The sequence below is a fragment of the Streptomyces sp. NPDC017225 genome, assembly GCF_044331465.1.
Lineage (GTDB): Bacteria > Actinomycetota > Actinomycetes > Streptomycetales > Streptomycetaceae > Streptomyces.
In genome coordinates this window covers 1-18,043 of record NZ_JBIRNE010000004.1, presented here as the reverse complement: position 1 = coordinate 18,043, position 18,043 = coordinate 1, and the positions used below count along the sequence as shown (strand labels likewise).

General features: G+C 70.8%; 14 protein-coding genes and 2 pseudogenes. 7 read left to right on the top strand and 9 right to left on the bottom strand.

What is annotated here, in order from left to right:
* Positions 1–40 precede the first annotated feature (40 nt).
* The 7 genes from ACH4NX_RS10725 to ACH4NX_RS10695 all read right to left on the bottom strand — a co-directional run bounded on the left by ACH4NX_RS10725 (position 41) and on the right by ACH4NX_RS10695 (position 7,902).
* On the bottom strand, positions 41–607 hold the full coding sequence (locus tag ACH4NX_RS10725; RefSeq protein ID WP_398127946.1) for a hypothetical protein: 567 nt from the start codon (positions 605–607) through the stop codon (positions 41–43).
* Positions 604–2,448, bottom strand: a complete 1,845-nt coding sequence (locus ACH4NX_RS10720; RefSeq protein ID WP_398127959.1) for an alpha/beta hydrolase — start codon at positions 2,446–2,448, stop codon at positions 604–606. Before ACH4NX_RS10720 ends, ACH4NX_RS10725 begins: the two co-directional genes overlap by 4 nt.
* Positions 2,449–2,453: 5 nt before the next feature.
* Complete coding sequence (locus ACH4NX_RS10715) at positions 2,454–2,918, bottom strand: hypothetical protein (RefSeq protein WP_398127947.1); 465 nt, start codon at positions 2,916–2,918, stop codon at positions 2,454–2,456.
* A 229-nt stretch (positions 2,919–3,147) separates the two neighbouring features.
* Complete coding sequence (locus ACH4NX_RS10710) at positions 3,148–4,209, bottom strand: hypothetical protein (RefSeq protein ID WP_398127948.1); 1,062 nt, start codon at positions 4,207–4,209, stop codon at positions 3,148–3,150.
* A gap of 51 nt (positions 4,210–4,260) precedes the next feature.
* The gene (locus ACH4NX_RS10705; protein ID WP_351397611.1) at positions 4,261–5,199 is read right to left on the bottom strand and encodes an N-acetylneuraminate synthase family protein; all 939 of its coding nucleotides are present in this window, start codon (positions 5,197–5,199) and stop codon (positions 4,261–4,263) included.
* A gap of 13 nt (positions 5,200–5,212) precedes the next feature.
* Complete coding sequence (locus ACH4NX_RS10700; RefSeq protein WP_398127949.1) at positions 5,213–6,505, bottom strand: cytidylyltransferase domain-containing protein; 1,293 nt, start codon at positions 6,503–6,505, stop codon at positions 5,213–5,215.
* A gap of 50 nt (positions 6,506–6,555) precedes the next feature.
* Positions 6,556–7,902, bottom strand: a complete 1,347-nt coding sequence (locus ACH4NX_RS10695; protein WP_351397615.1) for a DUF6716 putative glycosyltransferase — start codon at positions 7,900–7,902, stop codon at positions 6,556–6,558.
* Positions 7,903–8,100: 198 nt separating this feature from the next.
* Between ACH4NX_RS10695 and ACH4NX_RS10690 the strand changes: the two genes are divergently transcribed.
* The 6 genes from ACH4NX_RS10690 to ACH4NX_RS10665 all read left to right on the top strand — a co-directional run bounded on the left by ACH4NX_RS10690 (position 8,101) and on the right by ACH4NX_RS10665 (position 16,905).
* Entirely contained in the window at positions 8,101–9,081 is a 981-nt protein-coding gene (locus ACH4NX_RS10690; RefSeq protein ID WP_398127950.1) for a glycosyltransferase family 2 protein, read from the top strand.
* Positions 9,078–10,412 carry a polysialyltransferase family glycosyltransferase gene (locus ACH4NX_RS10685; RefSeq protein ID WP_398127951.1) on the top strand — a complete coding sequence of 445 codons (1,335 nt, stop codon included), beginning with the start codon at positions 9,078–9,080 and terminating at the stop codon, positions 10,410–10,412. The genes ACH4NX_RS10690 and ACH4NX_RS10685 overlap by 4 nt, the downstream gene beginning before the upstream one ends.
* Before the next feature lie 184 nt (positions 10,413–10,596).
* A complete protein-coding gene (locus ACH4NX_RS10680; protein ID WP_398127960.1) occupies positions 10,597–13,263 on the top strand; it encodes a glycosyltransferase family 4 protein in 2,667 nt (888 codons plus the stop codon).
* Positions 13,264–13,556: 293 nt separating this feature from the next.
* Entirely contained in the window at positions 13,557–14,504 is a 948-nt protein-coding gene (locus tag ACH4NX_RS10675; protein ID WP_398127952.1) for a class I SAM-dependent methyltransferase, read from the top strand.
* Between the two features lie 48 nt (positions 14,505–14,552).
* Positions 14,553–15,728: an acyltransferase family protein gene (locus ACH4NX_RS10670; protein ID WP_398127953.1), complete on the top strand. Its 1,176-nt coding sequence runs from the start codon at positions 14,553–14,555 to the stop codon at positions 15,726–15,728.
* 142 nt (positions 15,729–15,870) lie between these two features.
* Positions 15,871–16,905: a class I SAM-dependent methyltransferase gene (locus ACH4NX_RS10665; protein WP_398127954.1), complete on the top strand. Its 1,035-nt coding sequence runs from the start codon at positions 15,871–15,873 to the stop codon at positions 16,903–16,905.
* On the opposite strand, the pseudogene ACH4NX_RS10660 reads toward ACH4NX_RS10665, so the two are convergent.
* Positions 16,890–17,291, bottom strand: a pseudogene (locus ACH4NX_RS10660) (TetR/AcrR family transcriptional regulator C-terminal domain-containing protein); the annotation flags it as partial. The gene ACH4NX_RS10665 and the pseudogene ACH4NX_RS10660 overlap by 16 nt on opposite strands.
* Here ACH4NX_RS10660 and ACH4NX_RS10655 point away from each other — a divergent pair.
* Positions 17,290–17,680 (top strand): annotated as a pseudogene (locus tag ACH4NX_RS10655) (FAD-dependent monooxygenase); the annotation flags it as partial. The pseudogenes ACH4NX_RS10660 and ACH4NX_RS10655 overlap by 2 nt on opposite strands.
* A gap of 108 nt (positions 17,681–17,788) precedes the next feature.
* Here ACH4NX_RS10655 and ACH4NX_RS10650 read toward each other — a convergent pair.
* The coding region (locus tag ACH4NX_RS10650; protein WP_398127955.1) for a methylmalonyl-CoA mutase family protein at positions 17,789–18,043 on the bottom strand (255 nt) is incomplete at its 5' end.

Below are 18,043 nucleotides of genomic sequence, written 5' to 3'. Positions count from 1 at the left end.
GAGCCGTCGGCCGCCGAGAAGTGCGTTTCTGGAGCATGCGTCAGCTCGGGAGGGCCCCGTCGGTCGACCAGAACGTCGACTTCACGTTCGGCGCCGGCAGCTCCCGCTTCGAGTAGTCCGGGCCGTTCGGCTTGCTGGTCGGTTGAGCGACATCGGACTCTTCCACGCACGGGGTGGTGACACTCAAGTGGGCTTGGCCATTGGGAGCGATCAGGACTTCGAGCTGGAAGCCGTCGGGCGTCTTGTAGTGGGCGACGAGCCGGTTGGCACCTGTGGCGACGAGGCTGTATCCCTTGCTCTTCCAGTGACGTTCCAGAACGCCGAGAAAACTGCCACGCCGTTCGGCGGAGATGATTGTCATCACGGCACGGTCGCGATCCACGTAGCAGTCACCCGGCATGGAGTATCGGTGTGTCCACTGAACGGGAGGTTCGATGGCCGCGAACGTCTCGTCCAGAATCTGGTCCGCCCTGTCTGCGGCCTCCTGAAGGTTCATCTTCGATTGACCTTCCTTGCGACTTTCCTTCCCCGAGGATGCCGAATCCGTCATGCCGCATCCAGTGAGAAGCAGTGCCAGCGTGGCAACCGCTGCGACCTTTTTCCTCATCGCGGCGTCTCCCTTACAACATATTCCGGGTACCCTGCGACAATGGCCGCGATGTTTTGTGCGGATACTTTATCCTTTCCCTCTTCCGGGTTGAAGTAGTTGCTATGGGCTTCCAGGATGAACGAATCCTTCACATCGGGGAAGGTGGGCTGAATCAGTTCCGGTCCAGGCATGGTCTCAAACCGGTTGGCGCCGAATGCCCTGCTTGCCGGGTCCCTGCCGAACCAGACGTCGTCGTCACCCTGGTCGGCGATCTCGCTTCCGATATACGCACCGAGCGGCCCACCCCCCAGGAATCCCATAGCTCCTGCCGAGGCCTCCTTCGACGAAGGGAGTTTGGTGACAACATCGTTCTCCGCCGCGCCCACCCATACGTGGTTCTTCCCCACACCCAACTGCTCGGCCCTGTCGACGCCTACGCCGGGACTTCCCACGAGAATGATGTCGTCAGCGCCCGGGATTCCTCCCGTCTCCTGTGTGGCGGCCCCTACCAGTCGGGAACCATAAGAATGCCCGATGGCAGTGACATGAGGGTCGGGAGTCTCGTTGGTGGCCGAAATCCCATCCATAAAGCCATTGTAATCTGGGGCGCCGCGTCGGGCATCGGTGGCGGTCGCTACATCGAGCGATTGAGGGGCATCGTAGCCGAGCCAGACGATCGCAGATGAAGATGAATCATATTTTTGGGCTCCAAGGGCCGTATAGTAGGCACGCTTGACTGTACCGTCGGCGAAATCGGAGTCGAGCTTGGTACCCAAGCCCGGAACATAAGCCGAGACATTCTTCGAGGTGTCCGGATTTCCGTAGGCCACGATTGCCCGCCCGTTTCCTTCGAGCCCGATACCCAGGAGATACATCGGCGGCACGCTGGGCTTTCCGAGCTTCTCCTGGATTTCCTGCAGGCCCCTCAGCTTGGTCTGCGACGCCTCGTCCTGGCGCCCCTCGAGCGACGCGATGAGCAGGGGCAGGTTTTCACGGTTCGCTTCGTCGCGTACCACGGAGGGGATGCCGTCCAGGTTTCCGATAACCTCGGGGAAAGCGATCTTGAATTCCTCGCGCTCCTCGTCGGTGAGGCTGTCCCACCACTCCTTGCGGTCGGCGGGAGACTTGTCGAGCGGGATGGTGTCGCGGAGATATTGGTCCGCGGCCTTGCTGACGGCGCCGACGTCGGACGCCACATCCGCCCACGTCTTCTTGGTGACGCTCAGTCCCGGCCCCGCCTTGAGCTTCCTCAGCGCCTCACTGTAACGCTCGTCGATCTCCGTGGCTTCCCGCAGGGCGTGGGCGATGCGGTCGGCTACGTCCTGGGCCTTCGCGAAATTCGGGTTGCCGTGGTGGATGTCGATGCCGCTGGTCTTGGCGTCCGGTGAGTACAGCCCGTTGGGCCCTGGGCCGTACAGAGACCTGTTGCTGGGTCCCAGCATGCCGTTGTTGCCCACGGCCGTGCCGCCGGGAACCGGCTCTCCGGTCGCCTTGTTCTCACCGCCGGCGGGAAAAGTGACGTCTCCGGCCGCACTCACCGGGTACCCCAGTGCCGCCGCGTCGTCCAAGGCCTCGGTCAGGCGGCGCTTGGGAGCGGCGATCTCGGCCGAGAAGCCGTTGAGCGACCCGCTGACCAGGCCGCACTCAACCTGGGTGTAGTGGAGGTTCTCCGAGAGCTTCTTCAGCTGTTTCTGCGCGGCATCCGCGGCCTCGCCCTCGTTGGCCGCGTTCATGGCCTTGGTGATCTGCTTGTCGATGCGCTCCCGGGAGGCGTCGGCCGCATCGCTCACTGCGCGGTATCCGTCTGCGGCTTCCGCGTACTCGGTCGGCTTGAGTGCCTTGAGGGCCTTGAGGTCCACATCGGTCACCGGCCCTTGCCGTCATCGGCGGACGCGTCCTCGGAACCGGCGCTCAGCGCGGCGATCTCGGCCTCGATCGCCTGGTCCGTCCTCAGCTGGTCGTTCCCCGTCTTCTCCAGGACACCGGCGAGTCCCTCACACCACTCGTCGATGTCCTTCACACGGCGCTCCCACGAGTCGAATACCCCCTTCTGCGCCGCGGCGGTCAGAAAGGCGGAACCCTCGTCGAGACCGGTCTGGGAGGCTCCCAGCTTCGACAACGCCTTGCCGATGTTGGTCTGCACCTCGCCGAGGCCCTCGCCCGCCTTCGACCACGCGGACTTGTCCGACCGCAACTTGCCCGACGGGGGACCATAGGCGCCACCCTCGCCCGACCCTCCCTGGTCGGCCGGCAACTGGTTGAGCTGCATGTGCGCGGACTGACGCTCGACCGCCGCGGCCTTCAGCTGCTCCCACTCGTCCCACGCCATGCGTGGCCCCCCCGGCTTCCTGACTTACGCCGCCGGGCCAACGCGTGCAGCCCGGCAAAGTTGTGTGGACTTAGGGAAGGTTAACGACCCGCCACAGGGGCCTCACCCGTATCCGGCACCAGGTCGCCTGAGTACCTGTACTCAGGCTGGAACAAGCCTCGACCTGGCGGGATCGGTGTTGCCGTCGTAGCACCGTCGCACGCGTTGCCCGAGAACCCGCGCGCCTGCCCTACCCCGCCACCGCCGACAGCCGGTGCGCGCCCCGTGCCGACCCCGTGACGCCGGACAGGAACCCCCGGGCCCTCGGTGAGGCGGACTCGGTGAGCCAGGCCGGGTCGATGTCGCAGACGGCGACGCGGACCTCGGTGCCGGCCAGGGCCAGGGGGAGGGTGTGGACGACCGTGGACGGGAAGCTGAGGACGGTGCGGCCGATCGGGCCGCGGCGGGCGATCAGCTCCAGGGGGAGGTCGGGGCGGACGATCTCCAGGCCCGTTTCCACGGCCAGGCGGTGGAGCTTCTCGGCGCTCTCGCGGCGGTGGGCGAAGTAGCGGGCCGCGCCGTGGGCCTTCGCCAGGCCGCGTACGGCGTCCACGTAGCGGTCGGCGTCGACGACGCCGGTCTCCACCAGGGACGTACCCACCATGTCGGCGCCCTTGGTGATGCGGGGCGGGCCGAAGCGGGAGCGGGTCCAGGCGAAGTCGTTCGCCGTGACGGTGACGCCGTCCGGGGTGTCCTCGATGGGCATGGCGGAGAAGACCGAGACCCGGCGGTCGCCGGACGGGGTGAGGCGACGGCGCGCCGACCCGGAGACCGGGGCGAAGAGCAGGTCGCGGGGGCCGGGGCGGCTGCCCTTGCGGTGCCAGCGCACCAGGCGTTCGCCGCGGGCGAGCTGGGTGACGAACTCCATCGTGGCCGTGCCGTCGTCGACGACGACCAGGTCACGGGCGCGGGTGATGGTGAGGAGGAGCTGTACGTAGCGGGAGAAGGGGTCGCCCATGACGATCCGGTCCGCCTGACGGAGGAGGGTCGTCAGGCCGCCGACTGTGCGGAAGGGGGCGGTGGCGCCGCCCCGTGCCTCCTCCCAGCGGACCTCGTGGCCCTCCTTGCGGGCCAGTTCGGACATGCGGCGCAGCTGGCCGCGGGTCATCGGGTCGACGGGTGAGAGGACCACGAGGGTGAGCTCCGCGCCGGGTGCGCGGGTGTGCGCCCACTCCAGCACGTTCAGCAGTTGTACCGGGCTCTCGACGAAGGCGAGAGTGCGGGGGCCGGCATTCCCGGCGCGGGGGCTCATCGGCGTAGGACCGTCCCGTGATGGGGGTGTGTGGGGGTGGCGGGCCGGGTGTCAGACCGTGACCGGCTCGCCCGCGGCGGCGGCGATCTCCGCCTCGGCGACGACGCCGGGGACGCGGCGCAGCTTCTTCATCGGGCCGAGCTCGGAGTCGTAGACCTTCTTGACGCCGTCACCGAGGGAGGCCTCGATGGTGCGGATGTCGCGGACGAGGCGGGTCAGGCCCTGCGGCTCGACGGAGGCGGCCTGGTCCGAGCCCCACATGGCGCGGTCGAGGGTGATGTGGCGCTCGACGAAGGCGGCGCCGAGGGCGACGGCGGCCAGGGTGGTCTGGAGGCCGGTCTCGTGGCCGGAGTAGCCGATCGGGACGTTCGGGAACTCCTGCTGGAGGGTGTTGATGACGCGGAGGTTGAGCTCCTCCGCCTGTGCCGGGTACGTCGACGTGGCGTGGCACATGAGGATGTTGTCCGAGCCGAGGACCTCGACCGCGTGGCGGATCTGCTTCGGGGTCGACATGCCGGTGGAGAGGATGACCGTGCGGCCCGTCGCGCGCAGGGCGCGCAGCAGCTCGTCGTCGGTCAGGGACGCGGAGGCGACCTTGTGCGCGGGGACGTCGAACTTCTCCAGGAAGGCGACGGCCTCGGTGTCCCACGGGGAGGCGAACCAGGCGATGTTCTTGCTCTTGCAGTAGTCGTCGATCTGGCGGTACTCGTCCTCGCCGAACTCCACGCGGTGGCGGTAGTCGATGTACGTCATCCGGCCCCAGGGGGTGTCGCGCTCGATGTCCCACTGGTCGCGCGGGGTGCAGATCTCGGGGGTGCGCTTCTGGAACTTGACCGCGTCGCAGCCGGCCTCGGCGGCGGCGTCGATCAGCTTGAAGGCGTTCTCGAGGTCACCGTTGTGGTTGATGCCGATCTCGCCGGTGATGTAGACGGGGCGGCCGGGGCCGGCCTCGCGGGAGCCGAAGGCGCGGATGCGGGAGTTGGTGCTCATGGCGGGGATTTCCTTACTTGGACTGGGTGAGCGTGATGGGGGCGGTGAAGGTGGTGGAGGGTTCGGTGGGGGCGAGGGTGTCGAGTGAGGGGCCCAGGAGCCAGCTCGCGATCTCCCGGATCGCGCCCTCGCCGCCGGCGACGGTGGTGACCGCGCGGGCCGCGCCGCGTACGGCGTCGTGGGCGCTCGCGACCGCCACGGGCCAGCCGACGAGGGCGAAGCACGGGAGGTCGTTGACGTCGTTGCCGACGTAGAGCACGCGCTCGGGGGCGATGCCCCGCTCCTCGCACCACTGCTTGAGTGCGAGGTCCTTGCGGTCGATGCCGTGCAGCACGGGGAGCTTGAGCTTGCGCGCGCGGGCGGCGACGACCGGGTTCACCTCCGTGGACAGGATCAGCATCGTCAGGCCGCTGCGGCGCAGGGCGGCGATGCCGAGTCCGTCGCCGCGGTGCACGGAGACGAACTCCCGTCCGTCGGAGTCGATCAGCACCCGGTCGTCGGTCTGGGTGCCGTCGAAGTCGAGGACGACCGCGTCGATGTCGGCGGCGGTCGGGAGGGCGCCGGGCCGGGCGGCGTCGAAGAGGGGGGCCAGGGCGCGGGCGCGGGCCAGGTCGTGCGGGTCGTCGATCTCCAGGACGCGGGCCGGGTCGGTGCGGACCAGTTCGGTGCGGCCGAAGAAGCGGTGCCGGTGCTCGCGGAAGCCGGGCGCGGCCATGGCGTAGGCGGCGCCGGTCTCCAGGAGGTCCTGGGGGCGGTCCTGGCGGCGGGGGCGGTACGACTTGTCGTGGTTGACGCCGAAGCCGCCTTCCGCCTCACCGGTGTTCCGGTCGGTGCCGTCCCGCCATACGAAGCCGTGGAACGGGGCCACCGTCACCGCGGTGTCGGCGCCCTTCTCGGCGACCGCGCCGGCCACGCCGTCGATGTCCTCGCGGACGATGAAGGGGCTGGTGCACTGCACGAGCAGCACCACGTCGACGGGCGCGCCGTGCAGGGCCTCGTGGGTGTCCATGGCGTGCAGTACGGCCGCCTCGGAGGTGGCCGTGTCCCCGGCGATGGCGGCGGGCCGCAGTACGACCTCGGCGCCGGCCTCCCGGGCCGCGGTGGCGATGGACTGGTCGTCCGTGGAGACGACCACGTCCGTCACCAGCCGGGTGGCCCGGCACTCGCGCACCGCGCGGGCCACCAGGGGTACGCCGCCGACGGGGGCGAGGTTCTTCGCCGGCACGCCCTTGGAGCCGCCGCGCGCGGGGATCACGGCGAGCACGCGGCGCACCGAAGCGCCCTGGCCCGCTTGCGGGTTGGACATGGGTTCTGCTCCTTGCGCAGGGGAGGCGGGGGTCACGGGTATCGGTGCGCTCACAGCTCCCCCATCCGCCGGATGACCGGAGCCACCCGCTGGACGCCGTGCCGGTAGGCGCCGCGTGCCGCCCGGCGCACGACCTGCCGGACCGGGCCGGGCGCCTTGTCGGCGGCGGGCGCGCCGGGGAGGGGGGTGCCGTCGGGGGCGAGGTGGTGGCGGGCGAGGATGCCGGGGAGGTAGCCGGGGGCGGTGACCGGTGTGTAGTACGGGGCGAGCGGAAGCAGGCCGCCGGGCCGGCCGAGCAGCTCCGTGATGCGCGCCCGGGCCTCGTCGAAGGCGGTCTCGTAGCCGCCGTCCGCCGCCACGCCCTGCCGGGCGACCCACTCGGGATCGGGCGCCGGGCGGTGGCCCTCGTCGAGCTGGTCCCAGGAGGCGAGGCAGCCGGAGCCGACGAAGTGGTGGTTGCCGAGCGCCTCGCGCACGCCCAGGTCGGTCAGTACGACCGTGGGGATGCGGCGGTGCAGGGATTCGAGGGCCGCCGTGGAGCTGATGGTGACCAGCAGGTCGGTACGGTCGAGGACCTCGCCCATGTGCCCGTAGACGAGGCGGAAGTTGGGCGGTGGGTCGGCGCGCTGCACCAGTTTCTGGTACGGCAGCTCCTCGATGTGCGTGGTGTGTTCGCCGGGCTTGGAGCGCAGCTTGAGCAGCACCTCGCGCTCGGGGTGCCGGCGTGCGTGCCGGATCAGCCGTTCGAGGAGGTACGTACGGTCCTTGCGGCTGTCCGGTACGGAGGGCTGGGCGGCGAAGACGACCGTGTGGGGGCGCTCCCCGGCGGCGGGCTCCCCCCGGTAGGCGGCTCCGCCCAGGAAGGGCAGGGCGACCTCGGTCACCGCGGACGCGTCGGCGCCGACACCCTCGTACACGGCCCGGAAGCGGTCCGCGTCCTGGCGGGAGTTGGCGAGGACGAGGTCGGCGCCGTGGCGCAGCAGCAGGCCGTCGGCGAGCTTCTCGTAGACGACGCCGACGTATCCGGTGACGACCACGGGCCGCTCGGCGCGGTCCTCCCAGACCCGGCCCAGGCCGTGCAGCATCGCCTGGACGCCGCCGCCGACCAGGGCGAGGACGAGGACGTCGTAGGGCTCCTCGCCGCTCGCCCCGCCCATCGCGCGCAGGAACTCGACGGCGGTCACCTCGCGGATCGAGTCCGCGGTGACGCCGACCTCCCGCAGCTGGCGGGGGGTGGGGGTGGCTCGGCCGCGCAGGAGGTAGCCGTCGAGGTGGATGTCCGTGTTCTCGGGGGCCCCGGGGGAGATGCGGGTCGCGGTGAGCGCGCCCCATTTCCACCGGGTGTCGGAGTCCGCCAGGACGGCGACTCGCAGGGCCTTCGTTGCACTTGCTGGCACGCCGTAGACGCTAGGAAGCCATTTCTAGGAACCGCCCAACCGGAATCCAACAAAGGGTGAACAGCACATCGCCGAATGGGGAATCGAGCCACGGGGCGTCCGGAACAGCGTGCGCTTCATGGCTTCGCCACGCCTCGTTCACCGCGTGTCAAGGTTCAGGTAAAGCCCGGTGCCGGGCCGCCGCCTAACGTCGTTCTCGTGCCCAAGCTCTCCGTCATCGTGCCGTTCTACAACGTGCGGCAATACGCACCCGACACCCTGCGGAGTCTGCGCGCCAATGCGCGGGACGACTTCGAATTCATTCTCGTCGACGACTGCTCGTCGGACGGGACCGCGGACCTGCTCGCGCGGGCCGGGTCCGAGCTGCCGGGGGCGGTGCTGGTCAGACACGAACGCAACGGCGGACTGGCCACCGCCCGCAACACCGGCATCGACCGGGCGCGCGGCGAGTACCTCACCTTTCTGGACGGCGACGACTGGCTGGCCCCCGGTTACTACGACCGGCTCGTCACCGTGATCGAGGAGCTGGGCTGCGACTTCGTACGCACCGACCACGTCCAGTGCACGGCGCGCGCCCGCGTCGTGCACCGCGTGCCGCACGGCCGTCGCAACGTGCCGCTGCGTCCGCGCGACGCGATCCTGCCCGCCCACCGCTCCACCTCCGTCGACTACGCCTACGCGTGGGCCGGTGTCTACCACCGCCGTCTGGTCGAGCGCGGTCTGCTGCGCTTCACCGACGGACTGCGCACGGCCGAGGACCGGCCGTGGATCTGGAAACTGCACCGGGAGGCGGAGTCCTTCGCGGTGACCGGGCTGCTCGGCGTCTTCTACCGGCGCGGGGTGGCGTCCTCGCTCACCCAGATCGGGGACGTCCGCCAGCTCGACTTCATCCGTGCCTTCGACGAGGTCGTCGCCGGGGCGGCCGGGGACGCCGACGCCGCGAGCCTGCTGCCGAAGGCCGTGCGCACGTACTGCGCGATCATCTCCCACCATCTCGGTTCCGTCGAAAGGTTCGAACCCGCCGTGGCCCGCAAACTGAAGGCGATGAGCGCCGCCGCGCTGCGGCGGATGCCGCAGGACGCGCTCGACGAGGTGCTCGGCTCGATGGACACCGAGCGCGCCACGCGGCTGCGCCGGCTGCGCCGCCGTGCGGTGCAGGGCGCGGAGGTGGCCGCGTGACCACGCAGATCTTCCTGGCGTCGACGCTGTACGGCACGGCCACGCTCGCCGCCGCCCTCGACACCGGCTGTTTCGACGCGGCCGACCGGCGGATACTGCTGGTCTCCAACAACGCGACGACGCCCGAGACGACGCCTTCCGTGGACGGGATGCCGGGGTTCGACCAGTTGCGGACGCGGTTCGACGACGTGGTGTCGTGGAACGAGGCGATCTTCCCCTTCCATCCCGGCGGCTGGTCCCCGCGGGTGGAGGACGCGCCCATGTGGGAGCGGTATCTGCGGCTTGCCTGGGGGATCGGGGACGACGACGTGGCACTCGCCGTGGAGTCGATCCAGGTGCACCCGGCGCTCGGCGTGGCGCAGATCTTCACCGACGCGCCCCTCACCGTGTACGCCGACGGCCTGATGAGTTACGGCCCCACCCGCAACAAGCTCGACCCGCTGGTCGGCACGCGGGTGGAACGGCTGCTCCACCTGGACCTGGTGCCGGGGCTCGCACCGCTGCTGCTGACCGAGTTCGGCGTCGGGGCGGAGCTCGTGCCGGCCGAGGCGTTCACCAAGGTGCTGGACGAGCTGGCGGACACGGGCGCCGGTCTGCCGGACGTCGAGCGGCCCGCGGTGCTGCTCGGCCAGTACCTGTCGGCGCTGGGCATCCTCTCCCCGGAGGAGGAGGAGGACCTGCACGTGTCCATGCTGACCGGCGCCGTCGGTCTCGGGCACACCCGCGTGGTGTTCAAACCGCACCCGACGGCCCCGGCCCGCTTCACCCGCGTGCTGGAGCAGGAGGCGGAGCGGCTGGGCGCCGACCTCACCGTGGTGGACACACCGGTCCTCGCCGAGGTGCTGTACCAGCGGATGCGTCCGGCGCTGGTCGTGGGCTGCTTCTCCACGGCCCTGCTGACCGCCTCCGCGCTGTACGGGCTGCCGGTCGCCCGGGTCGGCACCGAGACGCTGCTGGACCGGCTGACTCCGTACGAGAACAGCAACCGTGTCCCGGTCACTATCGTCGACGCGCTGCTGCCCGAGCCGGCCGACGCGGCCGACGTCGCTCAGGGGCGCCGGGGGCTGGACACCGACGCCCTCGCCTCGCTGGTGCGGGCCGTCGGATTCGCGATGCAGCCCAAGATCCTGCCCGAGCTGCGGCCGGCGGCCGAGGAGTACCTGCGGAGCAGCCTGAACGCCCGTACCCGGCGGTACTTCAAGAAGCGGCGGCTGACCTCGCTGGGCCTGCCCGGCGGTATTCCGGAGCGGCTGGCATTCCTGCCGCACAATTCCACGGCACGCAAGGTGGTGCGGCGGGCGAGGGCCATTCGGCGCTCGATCAAACGGTGAGGTAATTTCCGGCGTCGAGAACATGAACGCAGGGCGCGGCAATGACCGGATCTTGTGCCGTTCATTTCTTTTTCATCCACCGGCTGCCACTTCTCGTGCAAAGATCTGTCGGGAAATCTTCTCCGAATAAACACATCTGCGTGCCTCTGTGCATCACAGACCCTTTGGACTGGGCTGGTTGTCTATGCGTATCGCCGTCTTCATCGAGAACCGCAACGGTGTCGGTCTCACCGCGCGGCTCCTGAACGCCCCCGGCGCACGGGAGCACACCTTCCTGCTGGTCACCGCCGACCTCGACGGAGACGTGGGGCGATGGATCGAGGAGGAGGCATCGGCACGCCTGGACGGCACGCGGGTACGCAACCTGTTCCGGGAGGAGGAGACGCTCGCGCACGCGCAGTTCCTGGAGGAGACGGGGCCGCGGATATCGGAGTTCGTGCGGGCCGGGTCCGTCGACCGGCTGATCCTCTTCAACGACCAGTCACAACGCGGCAGCAGGGTCGCCCAGGCCCTCACCGGCACGCTGCCGGTGGTCCTCGTCCAGGACGGCCACCTCGACTTCCACTACAAGCTGCACAGGCCCGGGCCGCGCGACCAGAACTGGTACTACGGGTCCTCGGGCGCCGCCGCCGTCTGCGTCTGGGGACCGGCCACCGCCCACCACCTGCTGTACCGCACGGCGGACGCGGACCCGGTCGTCCACATCACCGGCGCCCTCGGCCACAGCGACGACCCGGACCTGGTGCGCGCCGCGCACCACCCCGCGCCGCGGCCGGCGCGCTCCTCCCGGGAACCGCTGCGGATCATCGTCCTCGACCAGCCCCTGGGCGACCAGCGCAAACTGGCGGCCGGACAGCACCGCGAGTACCTGCGGGCGGCCTGCGAGAGCCTCACCGAATTCGGCGAGGTCGCGATCAAACCTCACCCCTCGACCCTCTCCGGGCACCTGGACTGGCTGGGCACACTCCCCGGGGTCACCGTCCTCGACGAGTCGGCGCTCGTGGACGCGGCCGGCCTGGACTGGTACGACCTGGCCGTCACCTTCTTCTCCACGACCTACCTGCAGACCCTGCGGGCCGGAGTCCCCCTGGTTCTCCTCAGCCCGCCGCCGCTGAACATCGTCTTCCCCGCCGTCAACCACGCGCTGCTGCGCAACGTCGGCAGCGTCGGCGAACTCACCGACGTGGCCGGACAGCTGTACCGCACCGGCAAGTTCACCGGCAACAACACCGGGGAGCCGCTGACCCACTTCCTCACCTTCCGCGACGACGTGGCGGAGCGGATCCTCGAGGTGGTCCTGGAGGCGAAGGTCCGCGAGCCGCGAGCCGCCCCGGGATCCGCCCGGGACGCCCTCGCGCCGGCGGGCACCCGGGCCGAGCGCGCGCTGCGGGCCGTACGGGAGCGGCAGACGCCACCGCGTTCGCTGGCCGTCCTGGGCCTGGGCTTCGGCTACGTCACCGGTGTGGCGATCCCGGTCCTGACGTACACCCAGGCGCTGCTCGGGCACTCCCCCGTGGACGTCCGCTACATCGACCTGAGCGCCTACTGCCGCACCGAGGACGTCCTCGACGCGCTGCGGGACGTCGACGTCGTCCTCGTCAACAGCCTCGCCCCGCTGTGGCGTTCGGCCATCGGCAACGAACTGGTGGGTGAACTGGCGTCCGACGGTCGAAGAGTCTTCCTGTACGCGCACGAGACCGAACACGTCATGGCCTACGAGGCCGAGCACCACACCCTGCGGCACAAGGAGATGCTCCGGCTCCTGCCGAGCCTTGGCGTGCTGTGCGTGTCCTCGGCCCAGGCCGACATGTTCCGCGCGCTCGGGGTCACCGACCCCGTGGTCGTCTACAACACCGTCCCGCAGGACGCCCACCGGGTCCGCGCCCGGGTCGCGCCGGATGCGCGGCCGCGGATCGTGATGGTCGGTTCCATGCAGGACCGCAAGGGGCTGGACATCTTCTCCCGGGTCGCGGAACTCGCCTCCGCCGAAGGGCTTCCGTGGCGGTTCGCGTGGATCGGCCACCGCACGCCGCGGATCGCCTCCACGACCCTGGTCTCGGACCGGGTGACGTGGATGGGCTCGCTGTCGCGGGCCCGGGTGAGGGAGGAACTCGCCGCGTCGGACGTCTTCTTCCTCTCCTCCGTCGACGACCCGATGCCGTTGTCGGTGGTCGAGGCCGTCCAGCAGCGGCTGCGGGTGGTCACCTACCGGCGGGTGGGCTCCCACGAGGTGCTGGACGGGGTGCCCGGCTACCGGTCCTTCTCCGACTACACACCCCGGGCGGCGCTCGAGGCACTGCGTGCGGCGCTCGGCGAGCGGGTCTCGGAGGACGACTATCAAGAGGTCGAGGAACTCTTCGGCATCCCCGCGTTCACCGCCCGGATGACGGCCGCGCTGGGGCTTCCCGGACCGGACGCCGTGCCGGACCGGCCGTCCGCCACGCCCGCGCGGGACGGCGACCCGGCGGACGGCGACGGCCCCGGGGAGCTGCGGGCGGTCGTCCCGCAGCAGATCCGGCACCTCAACGAGGACTTCAAGCGCCATGTCGGCAAGGGCAACATCGAGGACGCGTTGCGTGTGGGCACCGAGATCCTGCGCCGCCGGCAGCCGGTGGACGTGCTGATCGGCATGGCCGAGCTGCGCGCCGCCCGGGGCCAGACCAAGGAGGCGTGCCAGCTGCTGGCCGCGGCGGCGATCGTCGGTGGCGACCGGGGCAGGGTGTGGGCCGAGATCTCCCGTGTGGCGGCCCTGCTCGGCGCGCGCGGACGGGCCATCCGCCAGCTGGCCCGCAGGGAGTCGGTCCGGGCGCAGGTGACCCACCACTCGGCGCGGCTGCGCAAGGGGGACTGAACGAGGCCTTCACGGAGGAGACGGCCCAAGAGGAAACGGTCCTCCGGAGGAATCGGCCCGTCCGCCGCCACGGCCCGTGCCGACACGACGGGCCTTCGACCTGACACCCGGAGTTCCACAGAAGTTCCCCTGTCGTCCCGCTCCGTTGTTCCTCCTTCGAACAGACGCTGCCTAGCCTGTGCCGCACCCGCCCCATCCGCCCTGCCGGCGCCGCCTGCTGCACCAGTGCCACCAGCCCCACCCACGCTCCTCGCACTCACGTACAACTCCGTGACGGATTGAGGCCTTGACCCATGAACAGCCGTTCCATGCTCCGCAGTTCGGTCTCCCGGCGTCTGCTGCGCCCGGTCGCCGACCTCATCGACCAGCGCATCGAGCGGCAGGTCCGCTCGGCGGCCCGTCGCGCCGGCACCCAGGGCACGCCGGGCGGCCCGGACGCCGGGCAGCTGGTGCGTGACGTCGAGATGCTCAAGCGCCGGCAGCTCACCTTCGAGCTGCTCTGCGGCCCCCGCGGTCGCGGTATCTCCCGCATGGTCGCCGAAGCTCCGCTGGAACGTCTGTACGCCGAGGTCGAGGCGCTGTCCGGTGACCGTGACGCGGCGGTACGCAACGTCACCGCCGCCTTCCGGCTGCTCGTCGCGCTGGAGTCGCTGGGCGTCGGCCGGATCGCGGGCGGCACCATGAACATCTGCGGCAAGCTCGGCACGATCCCGCTGCTCGACCCGCCGAACGACGAGATCCTGGAGATCGGCACGCTGTACGGCATGTTCTCCGCCGGGCTCGTCCGGATGATGGAACGCGACGGCCGCAGCCCGAACCTGACCATCGTCGACCCGTTCGCCGGGGTGCAGCTCCAGCCCGGCACCGACCAGCGCCCGGACCCCACCGGGGCCCCGGTCGACGAGCACGCCGTACGCACCAACCTCGGCCTCGCCGGTCCGGCGGGCGCGGCGGCGCGCGTCCAGCAGGGGTTCTCCGAGGACCCCGAGACCCGGGCCGCCGTCTCGGACCGCCGCTACGGCGTGATCGTCGTGGACGGTGACCACTCGGCCAAGGGCGTCGCCCAGGACCTCGAGTGGGTCGAGGAGATCGCCGCCCCCGGCGCGGTCGTCGTCCTGGACGACTTCGGCGACCCCCACTGGCCGGGCATCAAGGACGCCCTGGACGACCACCTGAAGGGCGACACCCGCCTCACCTACCTGGGCAAGGCCGCGCACTCGGCGTACCTGCGGGCGTCCTGAGCAACCGACCGACACCGACCGGACAGCGGTCAAAGGAGTAGTACGAGCGTGACCGAGACGGTCGTGAGCACGTCGACAGCGCGGCCCGGGACGACGGCCGCCCTCCCCCCGGCGCCGTCCGAGGCGGCGCCGGCATCCCCCGGACCGGCGCCGGAGAAGCGCGGGTCCGCCCCGGGCCGGCTGCGGGCCCTGGACGGACTGCGGCTGGTCGCCGCGCTGATGGTGGCGGCGTACCACTACGGCGGACGAGGGGGCTCCGTCACCGAGGCCTGGGGCAGCTCCCCGAAGCTTCAGTTCCCGACACTGCACACCCTGTTCGCCTACGGCTGTCTCGGTGTCCAGGTCTTCTTCGTGATCAGCGGCTTCGTGATCTGCATGAGCGGCTGGGGACGGTCCCTGACCTCGTTCCTCGCGTCCCGCGTGTCCCGGCTGATGCCCGCCTACTGGGTGGCGGTCGTCCTGGTGACCGCGGTGTTCGCGCTGCCGGCGGTCGCCTACGAGGCGGTCTCGCCGAGCGACGCCCTGGTCAACCTGACGCTGTTGCAGCAGCCGCTGGGCGCCGACCGGGTGCTGGGCGTGTGCTGGACGCTGTGGGTGGAGGTCCGCTTCTACGCGCTGTTCGCGCTGTGCGTCGTCCTGCCGGGCACCAACCGCCGACGGGTCCTGATGTTCTGCGGCGGCTGGCTCCTGGCGGCGGTGCTCGCGCAGGCCGCGGACGAGCCGCTGCTCGACCTGGTGCTGATGCCGGAGTACGCCCCCTTCTTCGTGGGCGGCATCGGCCTGTACCTCGTCCACCGCGACCGGCGGGACGCTTACGGGTGGGGCATCACGGCCGTGAGCTTCCTGGTCGGGCAGCACTACGCGGTGGCCGATCTGTGGAACGCCGCCGACCCGGACGCCTTCGCCCACCGCACCACGTTCGGCATCGTCCTGATCGTCGCCTTCGGCTTCGTCGCGGTGGCGGCCATCGCGCTGGGCTGGCTGAGCCGGGCGAACTGGCGCTGGCTGACGGTGGCCGGGGCGCTGACGTACCCCTTCTACCTGGTGCACGAGCACCTGGGCTGGGTGGTGATACACGTCCTGCACCGCGATCTGCGCGTGCCGTCCGCGGCGACCTTCGTGCTGACGACGGCCGCGATGCTGCTGCTGGCCTGGCTGTTGCACCGGTTCGTCGAGAAGCCCCTGACCCCGCGCCTGCGGTCGGCGCTCTCGCGGAGGCTCTGAGCACGTCCGGCCGGCCCGGCGGGGCGCGGAACCGCGTGCGGATGGTGATCTCCCGGACACGCTGAGCGATTCGTGTGATGTTCTTCCTATGGGATTGCGCGGGCTGACTCCTTTTTCCGCACCGAGGAGGCATCCTCGCCTCATGGCCACTGCGCAAGAGACGCACAAGTACCCCGGTGAGCTGAACGACGTCCCCGGCTGGTTCTGGCCGCTCGACCAGGTGCTGTTCTCCTGGTTCCTGGAGCGGCAGGAGCAGCGGGACGCCCGGGGCGACCTGCTCGAACTGGGTGCCTATCTGGGCAAGAGCGCGATCCTGCTGGGGCACCATCTGCGAGACGGCGAGACACTCACGGTCTGCGACCTGTTCGGGGCCGAGCCGCCGGACGCGGCGAACCGGGCGGAGGCGGCGAAGTCGTACTCCTCGCTCACCCGGCAGGCCTTCGAGCAGAACTACCTCTCTTTCCACGAGACCCTGCCAACGATCATCCAGGCACCCAGCTCCGCGATCAGCGACGAGGTGGCGCCCGGCACCTGCCGCTTCGCCCACATCGACGCCTCGCACCTGTACGAGCACGTCCAGGGCGACATCGGCGCGGCCCGTGATCTGCTGCTGCCCGACGGCATCGTCGTCCTCGACGACTTCCGCAGCGAGCACACCCCGGGCGTCGCGGTCGCCGCCTGGGAGGCCGTGCTCAACCGGGAGCTGCGCCCCGTCTGCCTGAGCAGCCAGAAGCTGTACGCCACCTGGGGCGATCCCGGGCCCGTGCAGGAGGAGCTGCTCGCGGCGCTGCGCGAGCGCGACGACTGTTCCGTGACCGTGGAGCAGGCCGCCGGGCACCGGCTGGTCCGGGCCCGTGCCAAGGGCAAGCGGATGCGGCTGCCCTCCCTGCCGCCGTCGCTGCACCCGGCGCCCGCGGCGGTGCCGAGCTCGCCGGCGGCCGCCTCGCCGACGCCCGCCTCCCCGGCGCGGCGGCCGGACGGCGTGCCCGTACCCGAGCAGGCCAAGCAGGCACGGCCCGTGGGCCCCGCGGCACGGACGACACGGCCGCCGACTCCGCGTGAGCGCACCCGCCGTCTCGCGCTGGACGTGCTGCCGCCGGTCGTCACCCGTGCGGTACGCCGGTACCGGGCGGCGCAGCGGGCGAAGGCGTCGGGTACGGCTCAGTCGAGGCGGTAGACGGCGCCGATCCCCTCGATCACCAGGGCCAGACCCTCCTCGAAGTGCCGTTCGTAGTCCGTGAAGATCTCCGCGCCCGCCTGAGCCGTCAAAGGGTATTCGGCCATCAGGCGGGCGCGCTCGTCCAGGTCGTAGCCCTCCCGGCGTTCACCGGGCAGCGGGTGCACGCCCTGTTCCTCGGTGACGAGGCCGATGGTGAACACGTACGCCGTCGCGGTCGCCCGCACCGCCTGGGCGAACACCTTGGCGCCGTCGCGGTAGCCGAGCAGCGCCGCGCGCAGGCCCCGGTTGACCTTGAGCAGCCGCCCCCGCCAGGTGTCGGCCGGATCGAGCGGGGTCCCGGCGACCATCCGCCGGTACATCTCGGTGGCCATCTCGTCGAGCAGCCTCCAGGACGCCCACAACCTGGGCTGGAAGCTGGGCGCGGTACTGACGGGCGGGGCCCCGGCCGGGCTGCTGGACAGCTACGAGGAGGAACGGCGGCCGATCACCGCGCGGATGCTCGACCTGTCGACGGGCGTGCACCGTGGCGAGGTGCGGCGCGGCGACGCGGCAGCTGGGACTGGGGTACCGGGACTCCTCCCTGACCGCGGAGACCCGCCCGGCGGTCGCGGAGGGTGCGGTGCGGGCCGGGGACCGGGCACCCGACGGGACGGTGGACGGCGCACGGCTCTTCGACGCCTTCCGGGGGCCGCACTGGACGCTGCTGGCGCTGGGCGTGGACTCACCCGACGGCATCGGCGGCTACCTGGGCCGGTACGGACTGACGGGCTGAAGGTTCCCGTCCGTCTCGGTCGCCGCCGTCGAGGAGGGTGTCCACGGAGAGGCCGAGGGCGACACCGACCAATTCGCCCCCGGTCCGCGTTCGAGGTGACAGCCCGGCTCAGAAGGCGTCGGTGGGGACGTACGTCCCCCAGACCTCCCGCAGCGCGTTGCAGACCTCGCCGACGGTGGCGCGGGCGCGCAGGGCGTCCTTCATGGGGTAGAGGACGTTGTCCTCGCCCTCGGCGGCCTTCTTCAGGGCGGCCAGGGCGGTGTCGACCGCCTGCTGGTCGCGTTCGGCGCGGAGCCTGGCGAGGCGTTCGGCCTGCTGGGCCTCGATGGCCGGGTCGACGCGCAGGGGCTCGTAGGGCTCCTC

Bases quoted from the DNA above. Each gene is read 5' to 3' on its own strand.
- ACH4NX_RS10675 (WP_398127952.1), top strand. From the start codon at position 13,557: ATGAACAGCCGTTCCATGCTCCGCAGTTCGGTCTCCCGGCGTCTGCTG.
- ACH4NX_RS10680 (WP_398127960.1), top strand. From the start codon at position 10,597: ATGCGTATCGCCGTCTTCATCGAGAACCGCAACGGTGTCGGTCTCACC.
- ACH4NX_RS10665 (WP_398127954.1), top strand. From the start codon at position 15,871: ATGGCCACTGCGCAAGAGACGCACAAGTACCCCGGTGAGCTGAACGAC.
- ACH4NX_RS10715 (WP_398127947.1), bottom strand. From the start codon at position 2,918: ATGGCGTGGGACGAGTGGGAGCAGCTGAAGGCCGCGGCGGTCGAGCGT.
- ACH4NX_RS10705 (WP_351397611.1), bottom strand. From the start codon at position 5,199: ATGAGCACCAACTCCCGCATCCGCGCCTTCGGCTCCCGCGAGGCCGGC.
- ACH4NX_RS10700 (WP_398127949.1), bottom strand. From the start codon at position 6,505: ATGTCCAACCCGCAAGCGGGCCAGGGCGCTTCGGTGCGCCGCGTGCTC.
- ACH4NX_RS10710 (WP_398127948.1), bottom strand. From the start codon at position 4,209: ATGAGCCCCCGCGCCGGGAATGCCGGCCCCCGCACTCTCGCCTTCGTC.
- ACH4NX_RS10725 (WP_398127946.1), bottom strand. From the start codon at position 607: ATGAGGAAAAAGGTCGCAGCGGTTGCCACGCTGGCACTGCTTCTCACT.